At 69.5% G+C, this 13,565-nt stretch carries 14 protein-coding genes; 11 read left to right on the plus strand and 3 right to left on the minus strand.

Annotated elements, in window-relative coordinates; translation table 11 throughout:
• Nucleotides 1-122 precede the first annotated feature (122 nt).
• From DMC18_RS09140 to DMC18_RS09150, 3 genes are all read right to left on the minus strand, one after another.
• Nucleotides 123-494, minus strand: coding sequence for a hypothetical protein (locus DMC18_RS09140; protein ID WP_110132875.1), 372 nt, complete (start codon nucleotides 492-494; stop codon nucleotides 123-125).
• On the minus strand, nucleotides 491-2,284 hold the full coding sequence (locus DMC18_RS09145) for a CHASE2 domain-containing protein (protein WP_110120997.1): 1,794 nt from the start codon (nucleotides 2,282-2,284) through the stop codon (nucleotides 491-493). Before DMC18_RS09145 ends, DMC18_RS09140 begins: the two co-directional genes overlap by 4 nt.
• Nucleotides 2,285-2,374: 90 nt before the next feature.
• Complete coding sequence (locus DMC18_RS09150; RefSeq protein ID WP_110120996.1) at nucleotides 2,375-2,803, minus strand: hypothetical protein; 429 nt, start codon at nucleotides 2,801-2,803, stop codon at nucleotides 2,375-2,377.
• Between the two features lie 309 nt (nucleotides 2,804-3,112).
• Here DMC18_RS09150 and DMC18_RS09155 point away from each other — a divergent pair, with 309 nt between their 5' ends.
• The 11 genes from DMC18_RS09155 (at nucleotide 3,113) to metH (ending at nucleotide 13,516) form a co-directional block, all read left to right on the plus strand.
• Nucleotides 3,113-4,072, plus strand: coding sequence for a 2-hydroxyacid dehydrogenase (locus tag DMC18_RS09155; protein WP_110120995.1), 960 nt, complete (start codon nucleotides 3,113-3,115; stop codon nucleotides 4,070-4,072).
• Between the two features lie 37 nt (nucleotides 4,073-4,109).
• The gene (locus DMC18_RS09160; RefSeq protein ID WP_110120994.1) at nucleotides 4,110-4,472 is read left to right on the plus strand and encodes a VOC family protein; all 363 of its coding nucleotides are present in this window, start codon (nucleotides 4,110-4,112) and stop codon (nucleotides 4,470-4,472) included.
• A 149-nt stretch (nucleotides 4,473-4,621) separates the two neighbouring features.
• Complete coding sequence (locus DMC18_RS09165) at nucleotides 4,622-5,599, plus strand: metalloregulator ArsR/SmtB family transcription factor (RefSeq protein WP_110120993.1); 978 nt, start codon at nucleotides 4,622-4,624, stop codon at nucleotides 5,597-5,599.
• A complete protein-coding gene (gene metF / locus DMC18_RS09170; RefSeq protein WP_110120992.1) occupies nucleotides 5,596-6,552 on the plus strand; it encodes a methylenetetrahydrofolate reductase [NAD(P)H] in 957 nt (318 codons plus the stop codon). The genes DMC18_RS09165 and metF overlap by 4 nt, the downstream gene beginning before the upstream one ends.
• Nucleotides 6,549-7,409 carry a CAU/MBL1b family subclass B3 metallo-beta-lactamase gene (blaCAU, locus tag DMC18_RS09175; protein WP_110120991.1) on the plus strand — a complete coding sequence of 287 codons (861 nt, stop codon included), beginning with the start codon at nucleotides 6,549-6,551 and terminating at the stop codon, nucleotides 7,407-7,409. Before metF ends, blaCAU begins: the two co-directional genes overlap by 4 nt.
• A complete protein-coding gene (locus DMC18_RS09180; RefSeq protein WP_110120990.1) occupies nucleotides 7,406-8,482 on the plus strand; it encodes a homocysteine S-methyltransferase family protein in 1,077 nt (358 codons plus the stop codon). The genes blaCAU and DMC18_RS09180 overlap by 4 nt, the downstream gene beginning before the upstream one ends.
• A 70-nt stretch (nucleotides 8,483-8,552) precedes the next feature.
• A complete protein-coding gene (locus tag DMC18_RS09185) occupies nucleotides 8,553-8,990 on the plus strand; it encodes a hypothetical protein (protein WP_146218024.1) in 438 nt (145 codons plus the stop codon).
• A complete protein-coding gene (locus DMC18_RS09190; protein ID WP_110120988.1) occupies nucleotides 8,987-9,436 on the plus strand; it encodes a PIN domain-containing protein in 450 nt (149 codons plus the stop codon). Before DMC18_RS09185 ends, DMC18_RS09190 begins: the two co-directional genes overlap by 4 nt.
• On the plus strand, nucleotides 9,436-10,440 hold the full coding sequence (locus tag DMC18_RS09195; RefSeq protein WP_110120987.1) for a D-alanine--D-alanine ligase: 1,005 nt from the start codon (nucleotides 9,436-9,438) through the stop codon (nucleotides 10,438-10,440). Before DMC18_RS09190 ends, DMC18_RS09195 begins: the two co-directional genes overlap by 1 nt.
• Nucleotides 10,441-10,442: 2 nt before the next feature.
• Nucleotides 10,443-10,841, plus strand: coding sequence for a DUF4259 domain-containing protein (locus tag DMC18_RS09200; protein WP_110120986.1), 399 nt, complete (start codon nucleotides 10,443-10,445; stop codon nucleotides 10,839-10,841).
• The gene (gene metH / locus DMC18_RS09205) at nucleotides 10,838-13,516 is read left to right on the plus strand and encodes a methionine synthase (protein WP_110120985.1); all 2,679 of its coding nucleotides are present in this window, start codon (nucleotides 10,838-10,840) and stop codon (nucleotides 13,514-13,516) included. Before DMC18_RS09200 ends, metH begins: the two co-directional genes overlap by 4 nt.
• The last annotated feature ends 49 nt before the right edge of the window (nucleotides 13,517-13,565 follow it).

Raw genomic sequence — 13,565 nt, forward strand, 5'->3', positions numbered from 1 at the left:
GGCGGCGGCCTTCGCCGGGGGCTTGGCGGCGGGCGACTTGCGGGCCTGGGCCATGGCGTCGCTCGCCGAGACGCCTAGGCTCAGCCCCATCGCGACCGCCAGGACGGCGCGCAGGCGGGGGATCAGTTGTTGCATGCCGCCCCCTGCGACCCGGCCGTGGCCGTGGCCTTGGGCCGCTCGGCCATGCGCAGCCCGCTCTGGCACGGCCCCTTGCGGGCCGAGAGCGCGGCTTCCAGCACGTAGTATCGGACGCCCGAGGCGTCCTTGAGGGTCAGGCAGCCGCCGCTGGCGGGAACCGCCGGGTCGCGGGTCAGCGGCGGCAGCTTGCCGGCCGTGACCGTCTGCTTGGTGGCGAAGCAGTCGGGGTCGGCGTGCAGGGTCACGCTGCCGGCGCTGAAGGTCACCGGCGCCTCGCCGTCGGCGGCGAGCGCCGGGGCGGCTGCGGGCAGGAGCAGGGCGGCGCAGAACGCCGCGGACGCGATCGGACGGTTCATGATGAGGACGCCTCGTTCTCGGTGGTTCGGGGAGGGGGCGGGGAAGCGGGGCGGCGGCGCAGCAGGGCGCGCGCCTTGCGGACGCCGTTTCGCCAGGCGACGACGACGGCGTCGCGGCAGAGGATGGCGCTCCAGCTGAAGCCCTCGATGCTCCAGAAGCTGATCACGCCGTCCATGATGGTGAAGCCGAACAGGCCCACGATGTTGACCGGCTCCCAGTGCCGCGTCTGGGTGAAGATCACCGCCGTGGTCAGCACGATGCAGCTCATCAGGAAGAGGCCGACGATCTTGCGAAGGACGTCGCGGCGGCGAACGCCCTGCGCCTCGACGCGCCGCCGGGTGTGCTCCACCAGCAAGGCGATCGAAAAGGCGCAGGCGAACTCCAGCACCTCGCCCCAGTCGAGGTTGAGGTCGCTGAGCGGGCCGTCCTCGAAGACGTCGGGCGGCGGCCGCTGCAGGTTCGGCCCCAGGCGGACCAGGTTGTCGTAGGCCATGGCGTGGAACTGCACGCCGGGCTGGCGGCCGTGGACGACGTTGCTGATCCAGTCGTTGTTGCCCGACTGAGCGGCGCCCACCATCACCGTGCGGCCCGTAAGATAGCCGCGGACCTCGCCGGCGCGGGGCCCGCTCAGCTCGTCGCGCAGCACGGCGTAGTCGAAGGTGGGGGCGTAGGGGCAGGCGACCTTGGCGGCGGCCTCGTGCTCGCCGATCGCCGAACTCAGCTGGACGAAGCCGACGGAGAGCAGCCGCAGCGGTGAGCGGGTCTCCCTGTCGCAGTCTTTTTCTTCCTTGCTGACGGCGTAGATCCTGTGGTCGAGCGCCAGCTTCTTCGGGTCGGGGCGCGATCCCCAGATGACCGAGGTTTTCTCCGCAGGAAGGCCGAGCCTGTCCAGCGTCTCGCGAAACGCCGGCCCTTCGGTCGGCAGCGCCCGCAGGGCCCCGCACAGGGTCTTGCCGTCATCCGGCCTGGCCGGCGCACGCAGGCAGTCGACGGCGTAGGCGGCCATCGCCGGGGAGAGGTCGTATTGCGCGCCGCCGTGCCAGGCGAAGCCCGGCCGCGTCGCATCGCCCGGAACCTCGATCGTGCGCAGGGCCTTGCAGGACTCCATTAGCGCTGCGCCCTGCTTGTCATAGGCGTCGTTCATGGCGGCCGCGTAGTCCTGGCGGGTAAGCACGGGCCGGTAGGCGTCCGGCAGGTCGGGCCAGCCCAGCGGCGCCAGCAGGGCCACGCCGTCCTGGGCGATCATGTCCATGGACATGGTCTTGCCGGTGATGGGACCGCATTGGTCAGGCGGAAACTGCTTGCCCAGGATCACCGGCACGCCGCCGGCCTGGACGATGCATTTCAGCTTGTGGAGCGGCGTCGAGCGGCAGTCGGCGCCCTTGGGCCAGTCGGCGACCCGGGTGACTTCGCCGACGGTCTGGATGAAGGCCTGGCGCTCGCTGGGCTCGCCGAACTCGGACACCAGCATGTAGTCGAGGAAGATCGCCGAGGGGCGTTCGGCGGCCAGGGTGCGGACGAGATCGCTGTAGAAGCCGCGCGGGGGCGGCCAGGGCGTGGCCATCTCCTGCAGGGTGGCGTCGCTGACGAGAACCACGGTGGGGCGATGGGGCGGCGCGCCAGGCTCGCCGCCGTAGAACGGCGCCGTCATGCGCCCGACCACGCCGGCGCTATGCCGGTCGGACGCCTCGTCCAGACCCATGGGATCGAGCACGGCGATGATCGCCGCGATCGCCGTCACGATGACGGCCACGACGAAACATGCCGCAAGCTCGCGACGAAGTTGCATGTGCAGACCCCCCTGCCTCTTCACGATAGGGGCAGAGGGGGCTCATGGTAAAGCGAATAGTCGCGCTTTAGTTGCGCGTTTTCGGCCTGTCTACTTCGGCTCTTTCGGCGGCATGTTCGGGTCGGTTCCGGGCAGGTTCGAGCCCGGCTGCGGAGCCATGTCGTCGGGCGGGGTGCTGTTGGTCGGCGGCGTGGTCGGCATTGAGGGCGGGGCGTCGGTGGTGGGCGGATTGACCTGGGTGCTGGCCGCTGCGTCACCCGACATCGAGCCGTTCATCGAAGCCGGCGGCATGGTCGCCGAAGTGTCGGCCTGCATGCCGGTGGCCGCCTCGCCGGCCCACCAGTCCTTGGTCGCGCGCTGCTTGGGCGAGGCCTTGGTGTAGGCTTCGAGCTGGCTGTAGGGGATCGGCTGCTTGGGCGCGGCCACGGCGGCGCCGGCCTTGATCTTCGGATTGGCGATCGCCGCGCCGGAGACGATCATGGCGAGCGCGGCGCCCGCCAGCAGGGGTTTCGTCAACATGGGGAGCTCTCCCTAAGGCGCCGTGCTCGGCGCCAGGGAATAAAACCCTTTCGCGCTCAAGGCGTTCACAGCTTGGCATTGCCTGTTGCGGTGCGGGAACCGGTGGTCGGCGCGGCGGGTTGTCTGCGGCAGTCCGGCCGGGGCGAGGCGTTTGCCAAAGCTGTCGCCGGACGACTTCAGATATTCGTGCGTCGCGCGCTAGGTGCTGGCGCGCGGCCGCCAGAAGAGTAGCTTGTCCTTTGGAGATGATCGTCCCGCGGATCGGCGACGGAGACCTTCCGCCGCGCGCCGGGACCGGAGCCGCCGCCAATGCCGCAAAACCCTGTCGTAAAGCCCCACATCGTTCTTTCGCACGAGATGCTGCTGCCGATGCAGCCGCTGCTGGAGGGCGCCTACGAGGTGCACCGCCTGTGGGACTATCCTGACCGCCTGGCCTTCCTGGAGGGGCCGGGCAAGCAGGTGCAGGCCATCGTCCACGCCGGCGAGATGGTGCTGCCGCGAGACCTGCTGTCGGAAATGCCGCGCCTGGGCCTGATCGCCTGCGTCAGCGCCGGCTATGATGGCGTCGACGTGCCCTGGTGCCGGGCCCATGGACTGGCGGTGACCCACTCGGTCGGCCTTAACGCCGGCGACGTGGCCGACCACGCCCTGGGCCTGCTGCTGGGCGCCTGGCGCGGGATCGCCGAGGGCGACCGCCGCGTGCGCAGCGGCCGCTGGAGTTCGATGGACCGGATGGGCGCGCGCCACGGCCTGCGCGGCCGCAAGGCCGGGATCGTCGGCCTGGGCCATATCGGCGAGGCCGTCGCCCGCCGGCTGGCCGCCTTCGACGTCAAGGTCGCCTGGTGGGGCCCGCGCCCCAAGGAGACCGAATGGCCCCGCGCCGACAACCTGCTGGCCCTGGCGCGCGACAGCGACATCCTGGTGGTCTGCGCCCGGCCCGATGTCTCCAACCGTCACCTGGTCAACGCCGGGGTCATCGACGCCCTGGGGCCGCAGGGTCTGCTGGTCAACGTCTCGCGCGGGTCGCTGGTCGACGAGGACGCCCTGATCGAGGCCCTGAAGGCCGGCCGCCTGGGCATGGCCGCCCTCGACGTCTTCGAGCACGAGCCGACCTCGCCCGCCCGCTGGGCCGACGTGCCCCACACGGTGCTGACCCCGCACATGGCCGGCGCGACGCTCGACAGCATTCCGGCCATGGTCAACCTGACCCTGGAGAACCTGCGCCGCTACTTCCTCGGCGAGCCCCTGGCGAGCCCGGTGGCGGCGTGATGTAGTCCCCTCTGCTTTCGCGAGTGGAGGGGAAGTCATGGCCAAGGTGCTCGGTCTGGGCGGCGTGTTCTTCAAGGCGAGCGATCCCAAGGCGCTGGCCGATTGGTACGCGCGGGTGCTCGGCTTCAAGATCGAGGACTGGGGCGGGGCGGTGTTCGAGCCTTCCAAGAAGCCGTTCACCGGCAACTGGTCGCCGTTCCCCGCCGACACCCGCTATTTCGAGCCGTCGGCCGCGCCGTTCATGGTCAATTTCGTCGTCGACGACCTGGAGGGCGTGCTGGCCAAGGCCGCCGCGGCGGGCGTCGAACCGACCGGCCGCCAGGACGAGGGTTACGGCAAGTTTGCCTGGCTGGTCGATCCGGAAGGCCTGAAGATCGAGCTGTGGCAGCCGGCCGAATAGGCGCGGAGCGGGCAGGGGAAGATTTATCCCCTGCGCCGTGCGTTTGGAGCGCTGGCGGGGCTTTTTGATCTCCGCGCGGCGGGCTAAGGACGGTCTCTCGGCTTAGAAATCGCTTGCCAAATCGGACATAAAGATATCTTTATGTCCCTATGGCGCTATCGAGCGAACAGGTTGTCGACGTTTTGCGCGCGGCGGGCGAAAGCACCCGTCTGCGCATCCTCGCGCTGCTGGCGGCGGACGAGCTTTCGGTGCTCGAACTGTGCCGGATCCTCGACCAGAGCCAGCCGCGCGTCTCCCGCCATCTGAAGCTTCTGGCCGAGGCCGGGCTGGTCGAGCGCTTTCCCGACGGCGCCTGGGTCTTCTACCGTCTGGCGGGGACTTCGGGCGGCGGGGCGGTGGTGGCTTCGGCCCTGGGGCTGATCGACCGCGACGACGCCGTCATCCAGACCGACGCCAGCAAGCTGGCCGCCGTGCGGGCCGAACGCTCGGCCGGCGCCCAGGCCTATTTCGCCCGCAACGCCGCGCGCTGGAACGAGATCCGCTCGCTCTATGTCGACGAGCAGGAGGTCGAGGCGGCCATCCTGCGGGCGATCGGCGAAGGCCCGTTCGACGAGATGGTCGACCTGGGCGCGGGCGCGGGCCGCATGCTCACCCTTCTCGGCAAGCGGGTGGTCAACGCCCTGGGCCTCGATTTGTCGCAGCAGATGCTGAACATCGCCCGCGACGAGGTGGCCAAGGCCGGCCTCACCGCCTGCGAACTGCGCCACGGCGACATCTTCGACACCGGCCTGCCGGGCGGCTGCGCCGACCTCGTCACCGTCCACCAGGTGCTGCACTATCTGGGCGATCCCGCCGCCGCCGTGGGCGAGGCCGCGCGCCTGGTCGCGCCCGGCGGCCTGCTGCTGATCGCCGACTTCGCCCCGCACGACCACGAGTTCCTGCGCGAAGCCCACCAGCACCGCCGTCTCGGCTTCGCCGACGACGAGATCCAGCCCTGGATCGTCGCCGGCGGCCTGGTCCCGGAAGCCAATATCGCCCTGCCGCCGACCACGGCCGAGGGCCTGACCGTGAAGATCTGGACCGCTCGCCGTTCGGCGCAAGCGCTCGCCGAAAGGACCGCCGCATGACCCTGCCGCCCACCCGCCGCGTCATCGGTCCCGTCGCCCGCGCCGGCGAGCGCCCCGTCGGGGCCGTGCGTCCGCGCGTCTCGTTCGAGTTCTTCCCGCCCAAGACCGAGAAGATGGAAGCCAGCCTGTGGGAGGCGATCACCCGCCTGGCCCCGCTGGATCCGGCCTTCGTGTCGGTGACCTACGGCGCCGGCGGTTCGACCCGCGAGCGCACCCACCGCACGGTCAAGCGCATCCTCGACGAGACCAGCCTGAAGCCGGCCGCCCACCTGACCTGCGTCGGCGCCAGCCGCGCCGAGGTCGACGAGGTGATCCACGACTATTGGAACATCGGCGTGCGCCACATCGTGTCGCTGCGCGGCGATCCGCCTCCCGGCGAGGGCGGCATCGGCGGCGTCTATGCGCCGCGCGAGGACGGCTACAAGAACGCTACCGAGCTGACGGCGGCCCTGCGCGGCATCGCGCCGTTCGAGGTGCTGGTCGGGGTCTATCCCGAGAAGCACCCCGAGAGCCCCTCGCTCGACCACGACATCGAGGTGCTGAAGGCCAAGGTCGACGCCGGCGCGACCCTGGGCATCAGCCAGTTCTTCTTCGACATCGACGCCTTCCTGCGCTTCGTCGACAAGGCCAGGGCGGCTGGGATCACCATCCCGATCGTGCCGGGGATCATGCCGGTGACCAACTTCAACGGCCTGAAGAAGATGTCGGTGGCCTGCCAGACCTCGGTGCCGTCGTGGCTGGCCAACCTGTTCGACGGGCTGGACGAGGATCCCGAGACCCGCCGCCTGATCGCCTGCTCGGTGGCCGCCGAGATGTGCGCCAAGCTGCAGGAGCAGGGCTTCAACGACTTCCACTTCTACACCCTGAACCGGGCCGACCTGGTCTACGCCATCTGCCGCGTGCTGGGCGTGCGCGAGACCGCGCCGGCCCCGGCGGCGGAGGCTGCGGCATGAAGCGGATCCTGACCCTCGCCCTGGCCCTGGGGCTGGCCGGCCTTTCCCCGGCCGGCGCGCAGGACAACGCCTCCTGGACCAGGCCGAACCGGCCCTACCGGGTGGTGGGCAACATCTATTACGTCGGCTCCGAGGGGCTGTCGGCCTGGCTGATCACCTCGCCGGAGGGCCACGTGGTGCTCGACGGCGGCCCGTCGGCCGAGGGCGGCAAGCTGATCGAGCGCAACATCCAGTCGCTGGGCTTCAAGCTCACCGACGTGAAGGTGCTGATCAACACCCACGCCCACTTCGACCACGCCGGGGGCCTGGCCCAACTGAAGGCCGACACCGGCGCCAAGGTCTGGGCCTCGCGCGCCGACAAGCCGGCCCTGGAGAAGGGCCAGCACTTTGGCGACAACGCCAACGGCCTCACCCAATTCCCGGCCGTGAAGGTCGACAAGGCGTTCGGCGACGAGACCAAGCTGAAGATGGGCGGCACGACCCTGGTCGCCCACCTGACGCCCGGCCACACCGTCGGCTGCACCACCTGGACCACCCAGGTGGTCGAGAAGGACAGGCCGCTGAACGTGACCTTCCCGTGCTCGCTGTCGGTGGCCGGCAACGTGCTGGTCGGCAACAAGACCCACAAGACCATCGTCGCCGACTATCGGGCCAGCTTCGCGACCATGCGGACGCTGCCGACCGACGTCATGCTGCCCAGCCACGAGGAGCAGGGCGGCCTGCTGGCCAAGCGTCAGAAGCAACTGCGCGGCGACGCCGACGCCTTCATCGATCCGGCCGAGCTGGGCCGGTTCGTCAACGCCTCCGAGACGGCGTTCAACAAGGAACTCGCGCGCCAGCAAGGAGCCGCGAAATGACCGACCTGACCATCCGCGCCAACCGCGTCGCGGCCCTCAAGGCCGCCGCCAAGGAACGCATTCTCATCCTCGACGGCTCCTGGGGCGTGATGTTCCAGAAGAAGAAGCTGGGCGAGGCCGACTATCGCGCCGAGCGCTTCGCCGACTTCGACGGCCAGATGAAGGGCAACAACGACATCCTGTGCCTGACCCGGCCCGATCTCGTGGCCGAGCTGCACGACGCCTATTTCGCGGCCGGCGCCGACATCTCCGAGACCAACACCTTCTCGGGCACCACCATCGCCCAGGCCGACTATCGCCTCGGCGAACAGGACGTCTGGGACATCAACCTGGAAGGCGCGAAGATCGGCCGCCAGGTCGCCGACCGCTGGAACGCCGAAAACCCCGGCCGTCCGAAGTTCATCGCCGGCTCGATCGGGCCGCTGAACGTCATGCTGTCGATGTCGTCGGACGTGAACGACCCGGGCGCGCGCAAGGTGACCTTCGACCAGGTCTACCAGGCCTATCGCCAGCAGGTGGACGCCCTCTATCAGGGCGGGGTCGATCTGTTCCTGATCGAGACCATCACCGACACCCTGAACTGCAAGGCCGCTATCAAGGCGATCCTCGACTGGCGCGACGAGGGCCACGAGGAACTGCCGATCTGGATCAGCGGCACCATCACCGACCGCTCGGGCCGCACCCTGTCGGGCCAGACCGCCGAGGCGTTCTGGAACTCGATCAAGCACTGCAAGCCGTTCGCCGTGGGCTTCAACTGCGCCCTGGGCGCGGACCTGATGCGTCCGCACATCGCCGAGATGGCCCGCATCGCCGACACCCTGGTGGCGGCCTATCCCAACGCCGGCCTGCCCAACGCCATGGGCGAGTACGACGAGGAGCCGCACGAGACCGGCCACGCCCTGCACGAGTGGGCCAAGGACGGCCTGGTCAACATCCTGGGCGGCTGCTGCGGCACCACCCCCGACCACATCCGCCACGTGGCCGACGAGGTGCGCGGCGTCGCGCCCCGCGCCATCCCCGAGCGCCCCAAGGCCATGCGCCTGTCGGGCCTCGAACCCTTCGAACTGGCCTGATGGGGTCCATGGGGGTATGGTGGGGTATCCGCCGAAAGGCTGAGGCCCGCCCCCTATGAGGTTGCTCAAGATGGCCACGACCACGGTTTCCGATTTCGTGATTTGGACCAAGCATATCCACGGCGACGACGCCCTGGCCGCGCATGTCGCCAGCTTGCCGGCCGGCGAGGTCCTGAGCCTTGAAATCGACGGCGTCGAGGGGCCGTGGCGGAAGATGGACGACGGCAAGGACGGCCGGCCGACGCCGGGGCTGCGTCCGATCGGGCGCGCCCAGGCCTTCTGGCGAGATCTCTACAAGACCCGTCGCGGCGACGTGGTCCGCCTGGAGGTTCGGGAAGCGGCCAGGTTCGGCGTCGCGGAGCAGGGCGCGGCCTTCGTGGCGCCTCCCCGGCTGGAGCGTACGGACGACAGCCGGCGCGCCGCGCTCGAGGCGTTCCTGGCCTTGGCCGGGCAGGGCTGGCGGTCGGAAGGCCGGACCCTGACGCGCGACGAGATGCACGAGCGATGATCAGCCTCGACACCAATGTGCTGGCCTATGTGTCGGACGACGACGCGCCGGCCAAGCAGGCCGTCGCCGGACGGGTGCTGGCGACCCTGAACGCGCGCCGGCAGCCGCTGGGTTTGCAGGTGATCGGCGAACTGGCCAACGTGCTGCGCCGCAAGCTCGGGCACCCGCCCTGGGCCGCCGCCCAGCACGCCCGGAACGTCCTGCATGCGTTCGACATCTTTCCGCCCACCGAGACGGCGGCCGAAGAGGCGCTGAGCTTGATGGCCAGCGGCCGGTTCAGCTATTGGGACGCGCTGCTGCTGACCTCGGCGCGCGAAAACGGCGTGAAGGTCCTGCTGTCGGAGGACATGCAGGACGGTTTCAAGTTCGGCCCCATCGAAGTCGTAAATCCCTTCTCGCCGGACGGCGGGCTCAGCGCCCGCGCCCGCGAAGTTCTGGAAGTCTGATGCGCACCACCATTCTCTTCGGCGGCCCCAGCCGCGAGCGCCTCGTAGCCGTGGCCAGCGCCCAGAGCCTGACCCGGCAGCTGCCGGACGCCGACCTGTGGTTCTGGGCGCCGGACGGCCAGGTCTATCCGGCCAGCCAGGCCGTGCTGCTGGGCCATGACCGTCCGTTCGAGCTGGACCTGCCGACTGAAGGCGCGCCGATCGGCGACATCGAGACGGCGCTGGACGTCGCCGCCCGCGAGGACCGCGCCCTGCTGCTGAGCCTGCACGGCGGCTTCGCCGAGGACGGCGGCCTGCAGAAGCTGTGCGAGGCGCGCGGCGTGGCCTTCACCGGCTCGGGCTCGCACGCCAGCTGGCTGGCGTTCAGCAAGACGCGGGCGAAGGACGTGGTCGCGCAGGCCGGCGTCTCGGTTCCCCAGAACATCGCCGCGGAGGACGCGCAGGCTGCGCTGGCCAAGTACGGCCGGCTGATCGCCAAGCCGTCCGAGGACGGCTCGAGCTACGGCCTGATCTTCGTCGACACCCCGGCCGACCTGGACGCGGCGCTGAAGGCGGCGACCGAGCAGGCCTATGTCATCGAACCCTTCGTGCAGGGCCTGGAATCAACCTGCGGCGTGCTGGAGCTGGCCAGCGGCGAACTGATCGCCCTGCCGCCGGTGGAGATCCGCCCGTCGGCCGGCAAGTTCGACTACACGTCCAAGTACCTGGCCAAGGACACCGAGGAGATCTGCCCGGCCACCTTCGCGCCTGAGATAAGCGCCGCCCTGCAGGACCAGGCGCTGAAGGCCCACGAGGCGCTGGGCTGCCGCGGCTATTCGCGCTCGGACTTCATCGTCTCCGAGCACGGCCTCGTCTATCTGGAGACCAACACCCTGCCGGGCCTGACCGCCTCGTCGCTCTATCCCAAGGCGCTGAAGGCGCAGGGGATCGAGGTCGCCGACTTCCTCCGGGGGCAGCTGGCCCTGGCCGAGGCGCGCGCCAAGCAAGCCGCGGCGGTCGCCTGACCATGGCCTGGGACAACGGACCCTTCGAAAACGACGAAGCCGCCGACTTCATCGCCGACCTGGCCGAAGCGCCCGACTGGCGCGCGGTGGTGCTGATCCTCGACCACGTGACCAAGGCCGCCGGCTATCTGGAAGCGCCCGAGGCCGAGATGGCCGTGGCCGCCGCCGCGGTGGTCGCCGCCGCCTTGAGCGAAGCCGCGCTGCTGCCGGCCGACCACCAGGGCCTGAAGGCGGAACTGGGCGCGCCGCCGGAAGGCGCGGCCCGCCTGGCCAAGGCCGCCCTGGCCCGCGTGGTCGGTCCGGCCTCCGAACTCGACGAACTCTGGCAGGAGGGCGACGGTCACGACGGCTGGCTGACCCATATCGCCGGCCTGCAAGCTATTCTGAGCGCATCCCAATGAGACCTGTCTTCGTCAACATCGGCGAGCGCACCAACGTCACCGGCTCGGCCAAGTTCAAGAAGCTGATCGTCGAGGGCGCCTTCAGCGAAGCCCTGTCGGTCGCCCGCCAGCAGGTGGAAGCCGGCGCCCAGGTCATCGACGTCAACATGGACGAAGGCCTGCTCGACAGCGAGCAGGCGATGGTCACCTTCCTGAACCTGATGGCGGCCGAGCCCGACATCGCCCGCGTGCCGGTGATGATCGACAGCTCCAAGTGGGAGGTGATCGAGGCCGGCCTGAAGTGCGTGCAGGGCAAGGCGATCGTCAACTCGATCTCGATGAAGGAAGGCGAGGCCAAGTTCATCGAGCAGGCCAAGCTGTGCCTGCGCTACGGCGCGGCCGTGGTGGTCATGGCCTTCGACGAGGTCGGCCAGGCCGACACCGCCGCCCGCAAGATCGAGATCTGCGAGAAGGCGTACCGCATCCTGGTCGACAAGGTGGGTTTCCCGCCCGAGGACATCATCTTCGACCCCAACATCTTCGCCGTGGCGACGGGGATCGAGGAGCACGACAACTACGCCGTCGACTTCATCGAGGGCACGCGCGAGATCAAGAAGCGCTGCCCCTGGGCCCGGATCTCGGGCGGGGTGTCGAACGTGTCGTTCAGCTTCCGCGGCAACGAGCCGGTGCGCCGGGCGATCCACTCGGTGTTCCTGTACCACGCCATCAACGCCGGCATGGACATGGGCATCGTCAACGCCGGCGACCTGCCGGTCTATGACGACATCGACCCGGTGCTGCGCGAGGCCGTCGAGGACGTGATCCTCAACCGCCCGCAGCGCGATCCGGTGCAGAGCAACACCGAGCGCCTGGTCGACATGGCCCCGCGCTACAAGGGCGAGAAGGGCGCGGCCCAGCAGGTCAATCTGGCCTGGCGCGAGGGTACGGTGGGCGAGCGCATCACCCACGCCCTGGTCAACGGCGTCACCGAGTTCATCGAGGCCGACACCGAGGAGGCGCGCCTGGCGGCCGAGCGTCCGCTGCACGTCATCGAAGGCCCGCTGATGGACGGCATGAACGTCGTCGGCGACCTGTTCGGCGCGGGCAAGATGTTCCTGCCGCAGGTGGTCAAGTCGGCCCGCGTCATGAAGCAGGCCGTGGCCTGGCTGATGCCGTTCATGGAGGCCGAGAAGGAAGGCCAGGAGCGCAAGGCGGCCGGCAAGGTGCTGATGGCCACCGTCAAGGGCGACGTCCACGACATCGGCAAGAACATCGTCGGCGTCGTCTTGCAGTGTAACAACTACGAGGTCATCGACCTGGGCGTCATGGTGCCCGCTGACCGCATCCTCGACGAGGCCAAGAAGCACCAGGTCGACATGATCGGCCTGTCGGGCCTGATCACCCCGTCGCTGGACGAGATGGTGTTCGTCGCCGCCGAGATGGAGCGCCAGGGCTTTACCATCCCGCTGCTGATCGGCGGGGCCACCACCAGCCGCACCCACACGGCGGTGAAGATCGAGCCGGCCTATCGCCGCGGCCCGACCACCTATGTGGTCGACGCCAGCCGCGCCGTCGGCGTGGTCTCGGGCCTGCTGTCGGAAGGCGAGCGCGACCGGATCATCGGCGAGACCCGGGCCGAATACGTCAAGGTGCGCGAGCAGTACGCGCGCGGCCAGACGGTCAAGGCCCGCACCGCCATCGGCGAGGCCCGCAAGCGCAAGTACGCCATCGACTGGAAGGGCTATACGCCGCCCAAGCCGCTGTTCACCGGCGCGCGCACCTTCGAGCCGAGCCTGGCCGAGCTGGAACCGTTCATCGACTGGTCGCCGTTCTTCGCCAGCTGGGAGCTGATCGGCCGCTATCCGCAGATCCTGGACGACGACGTGGTCGGCGAGGCCGCTCGCGACCTTTATCGCGACGCCCGGGTCATGCTCGACAAGGTCATCGCCGAGAAGTGGTTCGGGGCCAAGGGCGTGATCGGCTTCTGGCCGGCCCAGGCGGTCGAGGACGACGTGGTGCTGTACAGCGACGAGACCCGCACGGTCGAGATCGCCCGCCTGCACACCCTGCGCCAGCAGATCGACAAGGGGCCCGGCGAGGGCAAGGCCAATCTGGCCCTGTCGGACTTCGTCGCGCCCGTGGGCGGCCCGGCCGACTATGTCGGCGGTTTCGCGGTGACCGCCGGTCACGGCGAGGACGAGATCGTCAAGAAGTTCAAGGACGCCGGCGACGACTATTCGGCGATCATGGCTTCCGCGCTGGCCGACCGCCTGGCCGAGGCCTTCGCCGAGTGGCTGCACCACAAGGCCCGGGTCGAACTTTGGGGCTATGCGCCGGAAGAGGGCTTCGACGCCGATCGCCTGATCGCCGAGAAATACCAGGGCATCCGTCCGGCCCCCGGCTATCCGGCCCAGCCCGACCACACCGAGAAGGGCACGCTGTTCCGCCTGCTCGACGCCGAGGCCGCCACCGGCATGGCCCTGACCGAGAGCTTCGCCATGAGCCCGGGCGCGGCCGTGTCGGGCCTCTATTTCAGCCACCCGCAGAGCCACTATTTCGGGGTCGGCAAGATCGACTTCGACCAGGTCGAGGACTACGCCCGCCGCAAGGGCTGGGACCTAGCCACGACCGAGCGCTGGCTGTCGCCGATCCTGAACTACGACCCGCTGACTAGGTCGCGCGGGGCGGCGGCTTAGGGTGCTTCTCCCTCCCCCTCGATGGGGGGGGGCTGGGGGGGGGGGGCTG

Origin of the sequence: Caulobacter sp. D5 (genome assembly GCF_003185805.1) — a bacterium.
In the GTDB taxonomy this organism is placed as follows: domain Bacteria; phylum Pseudomonadota; class Alphaproteobacteria; order Caulobacterales; family Caulobacteraceae; genus Caulobacter.

What these genes read in the sequence shown, in the direction of transcription:
- DMC18_RS09140 (WP_110132875.1), bottom strand. Translation starts at nt 494, where the DNA reads ATGAACCGTCCGATCGCGTCCGCGGCGTTCTGCGCCGCCCTGCTCCTG.
- DMC18_RS09195 (WP_110120987.1), top strand. Translation starts at nt 9,436, where the DNA reads ATGCGCACCACCATTCTCTTCGGCGGCCCCAGCCGCGAGCGCCTCGTA.
- metF (WP_110120992.1), top strand. Translation starts at nt 5,596, where the DNA reads ATGACCCTGCCGCCCACCCGCCGCGTCATCGGTCCCGTCGCCCGCGCC.
- DMC18_RS09165 (WP_110120993.1), top strand. Translation starts at nt 4,622, where the DNA reads ATGGCGCTATCGAGCGAACAGGTTGTCGACGTTTTGCGCGCGGCGGGC.
- DMC18_RS09160 (WP_110120994.1), top strand. Translation starts at nt 4,110, where the DNA reads ATGGCCAAGGTGCTCGGTCTGGGCGGCGTGTTCTTCAAGGCGAGCGAT.
- DMC18_RS09155 (WP_110120995.1), top strand. Translation starts at nt 3,113, where the DNA reads ATGCCGCAAAACCCTGTCGTAAAGCCCCACATCGTTCTTTCGCACGAG.
- blaCAU (WP_110120991.1), top strand. Translation starts at nt 6,549, where the DNA reads ATGAAGCGGATCCTGACCCTCGCCCTGGCCCTGGGGCTGGCCGGCCTT.
- DMC18_RS09190 (WP_110120988.1), top strand. Translation starts at nt 8,987, where the DNA reads ATGATCAGCCTCGACACCAATGTGCTGGCCTATGTGTCGGACGACGAC.
- DMC18_RS09200 (WP_110120986.1), top strand. Translation starts at nt 10,443, where the DNA reads ATGGCCTGGGACAACGGACCCTTCGAAAACGACGAAGCCGCCGACTTC.
- DMC18_RS09185 (WP_146218024.1), top strand. Translation starts at nt 8,553, where the DNA reads ATGGCCACGACCACGGTTTCCGATTTCGTGATTTGGACCAAGCATATC.
- DMC18_RS09145 (WP_110120997.1), bottom strand. Translation starts at nt 2,284, where the DNA reads ATGCAACTTCGTCGCGAGCTTGCGGCATGTTTCGTCGTGGCCGTCATC.
- metH (WP_110120985.1), top strand. Translation starts at nt 10,838, where the DNA reads ATGAGACCTGTCTTCGTCAACATCGGCGAGCGCACCAACGTCACCGGC.
- DMC18_RS09150 (WP_110120996.1), bottom strand. Translation starts at nt 2,803, where the DNA reads ATGTTGACGAAACCCCTGCTGGCGGGCGCCGCGCTCGCCATGATCGTC.
- DMC18_RS09180 (WP_110120990.1), top strand. Translation starts at nt 7,406, where the DNA reads ATGACCGACCTGACCATCCGCGCCAACCGCGTCGCGGCCCTCAAGGCC.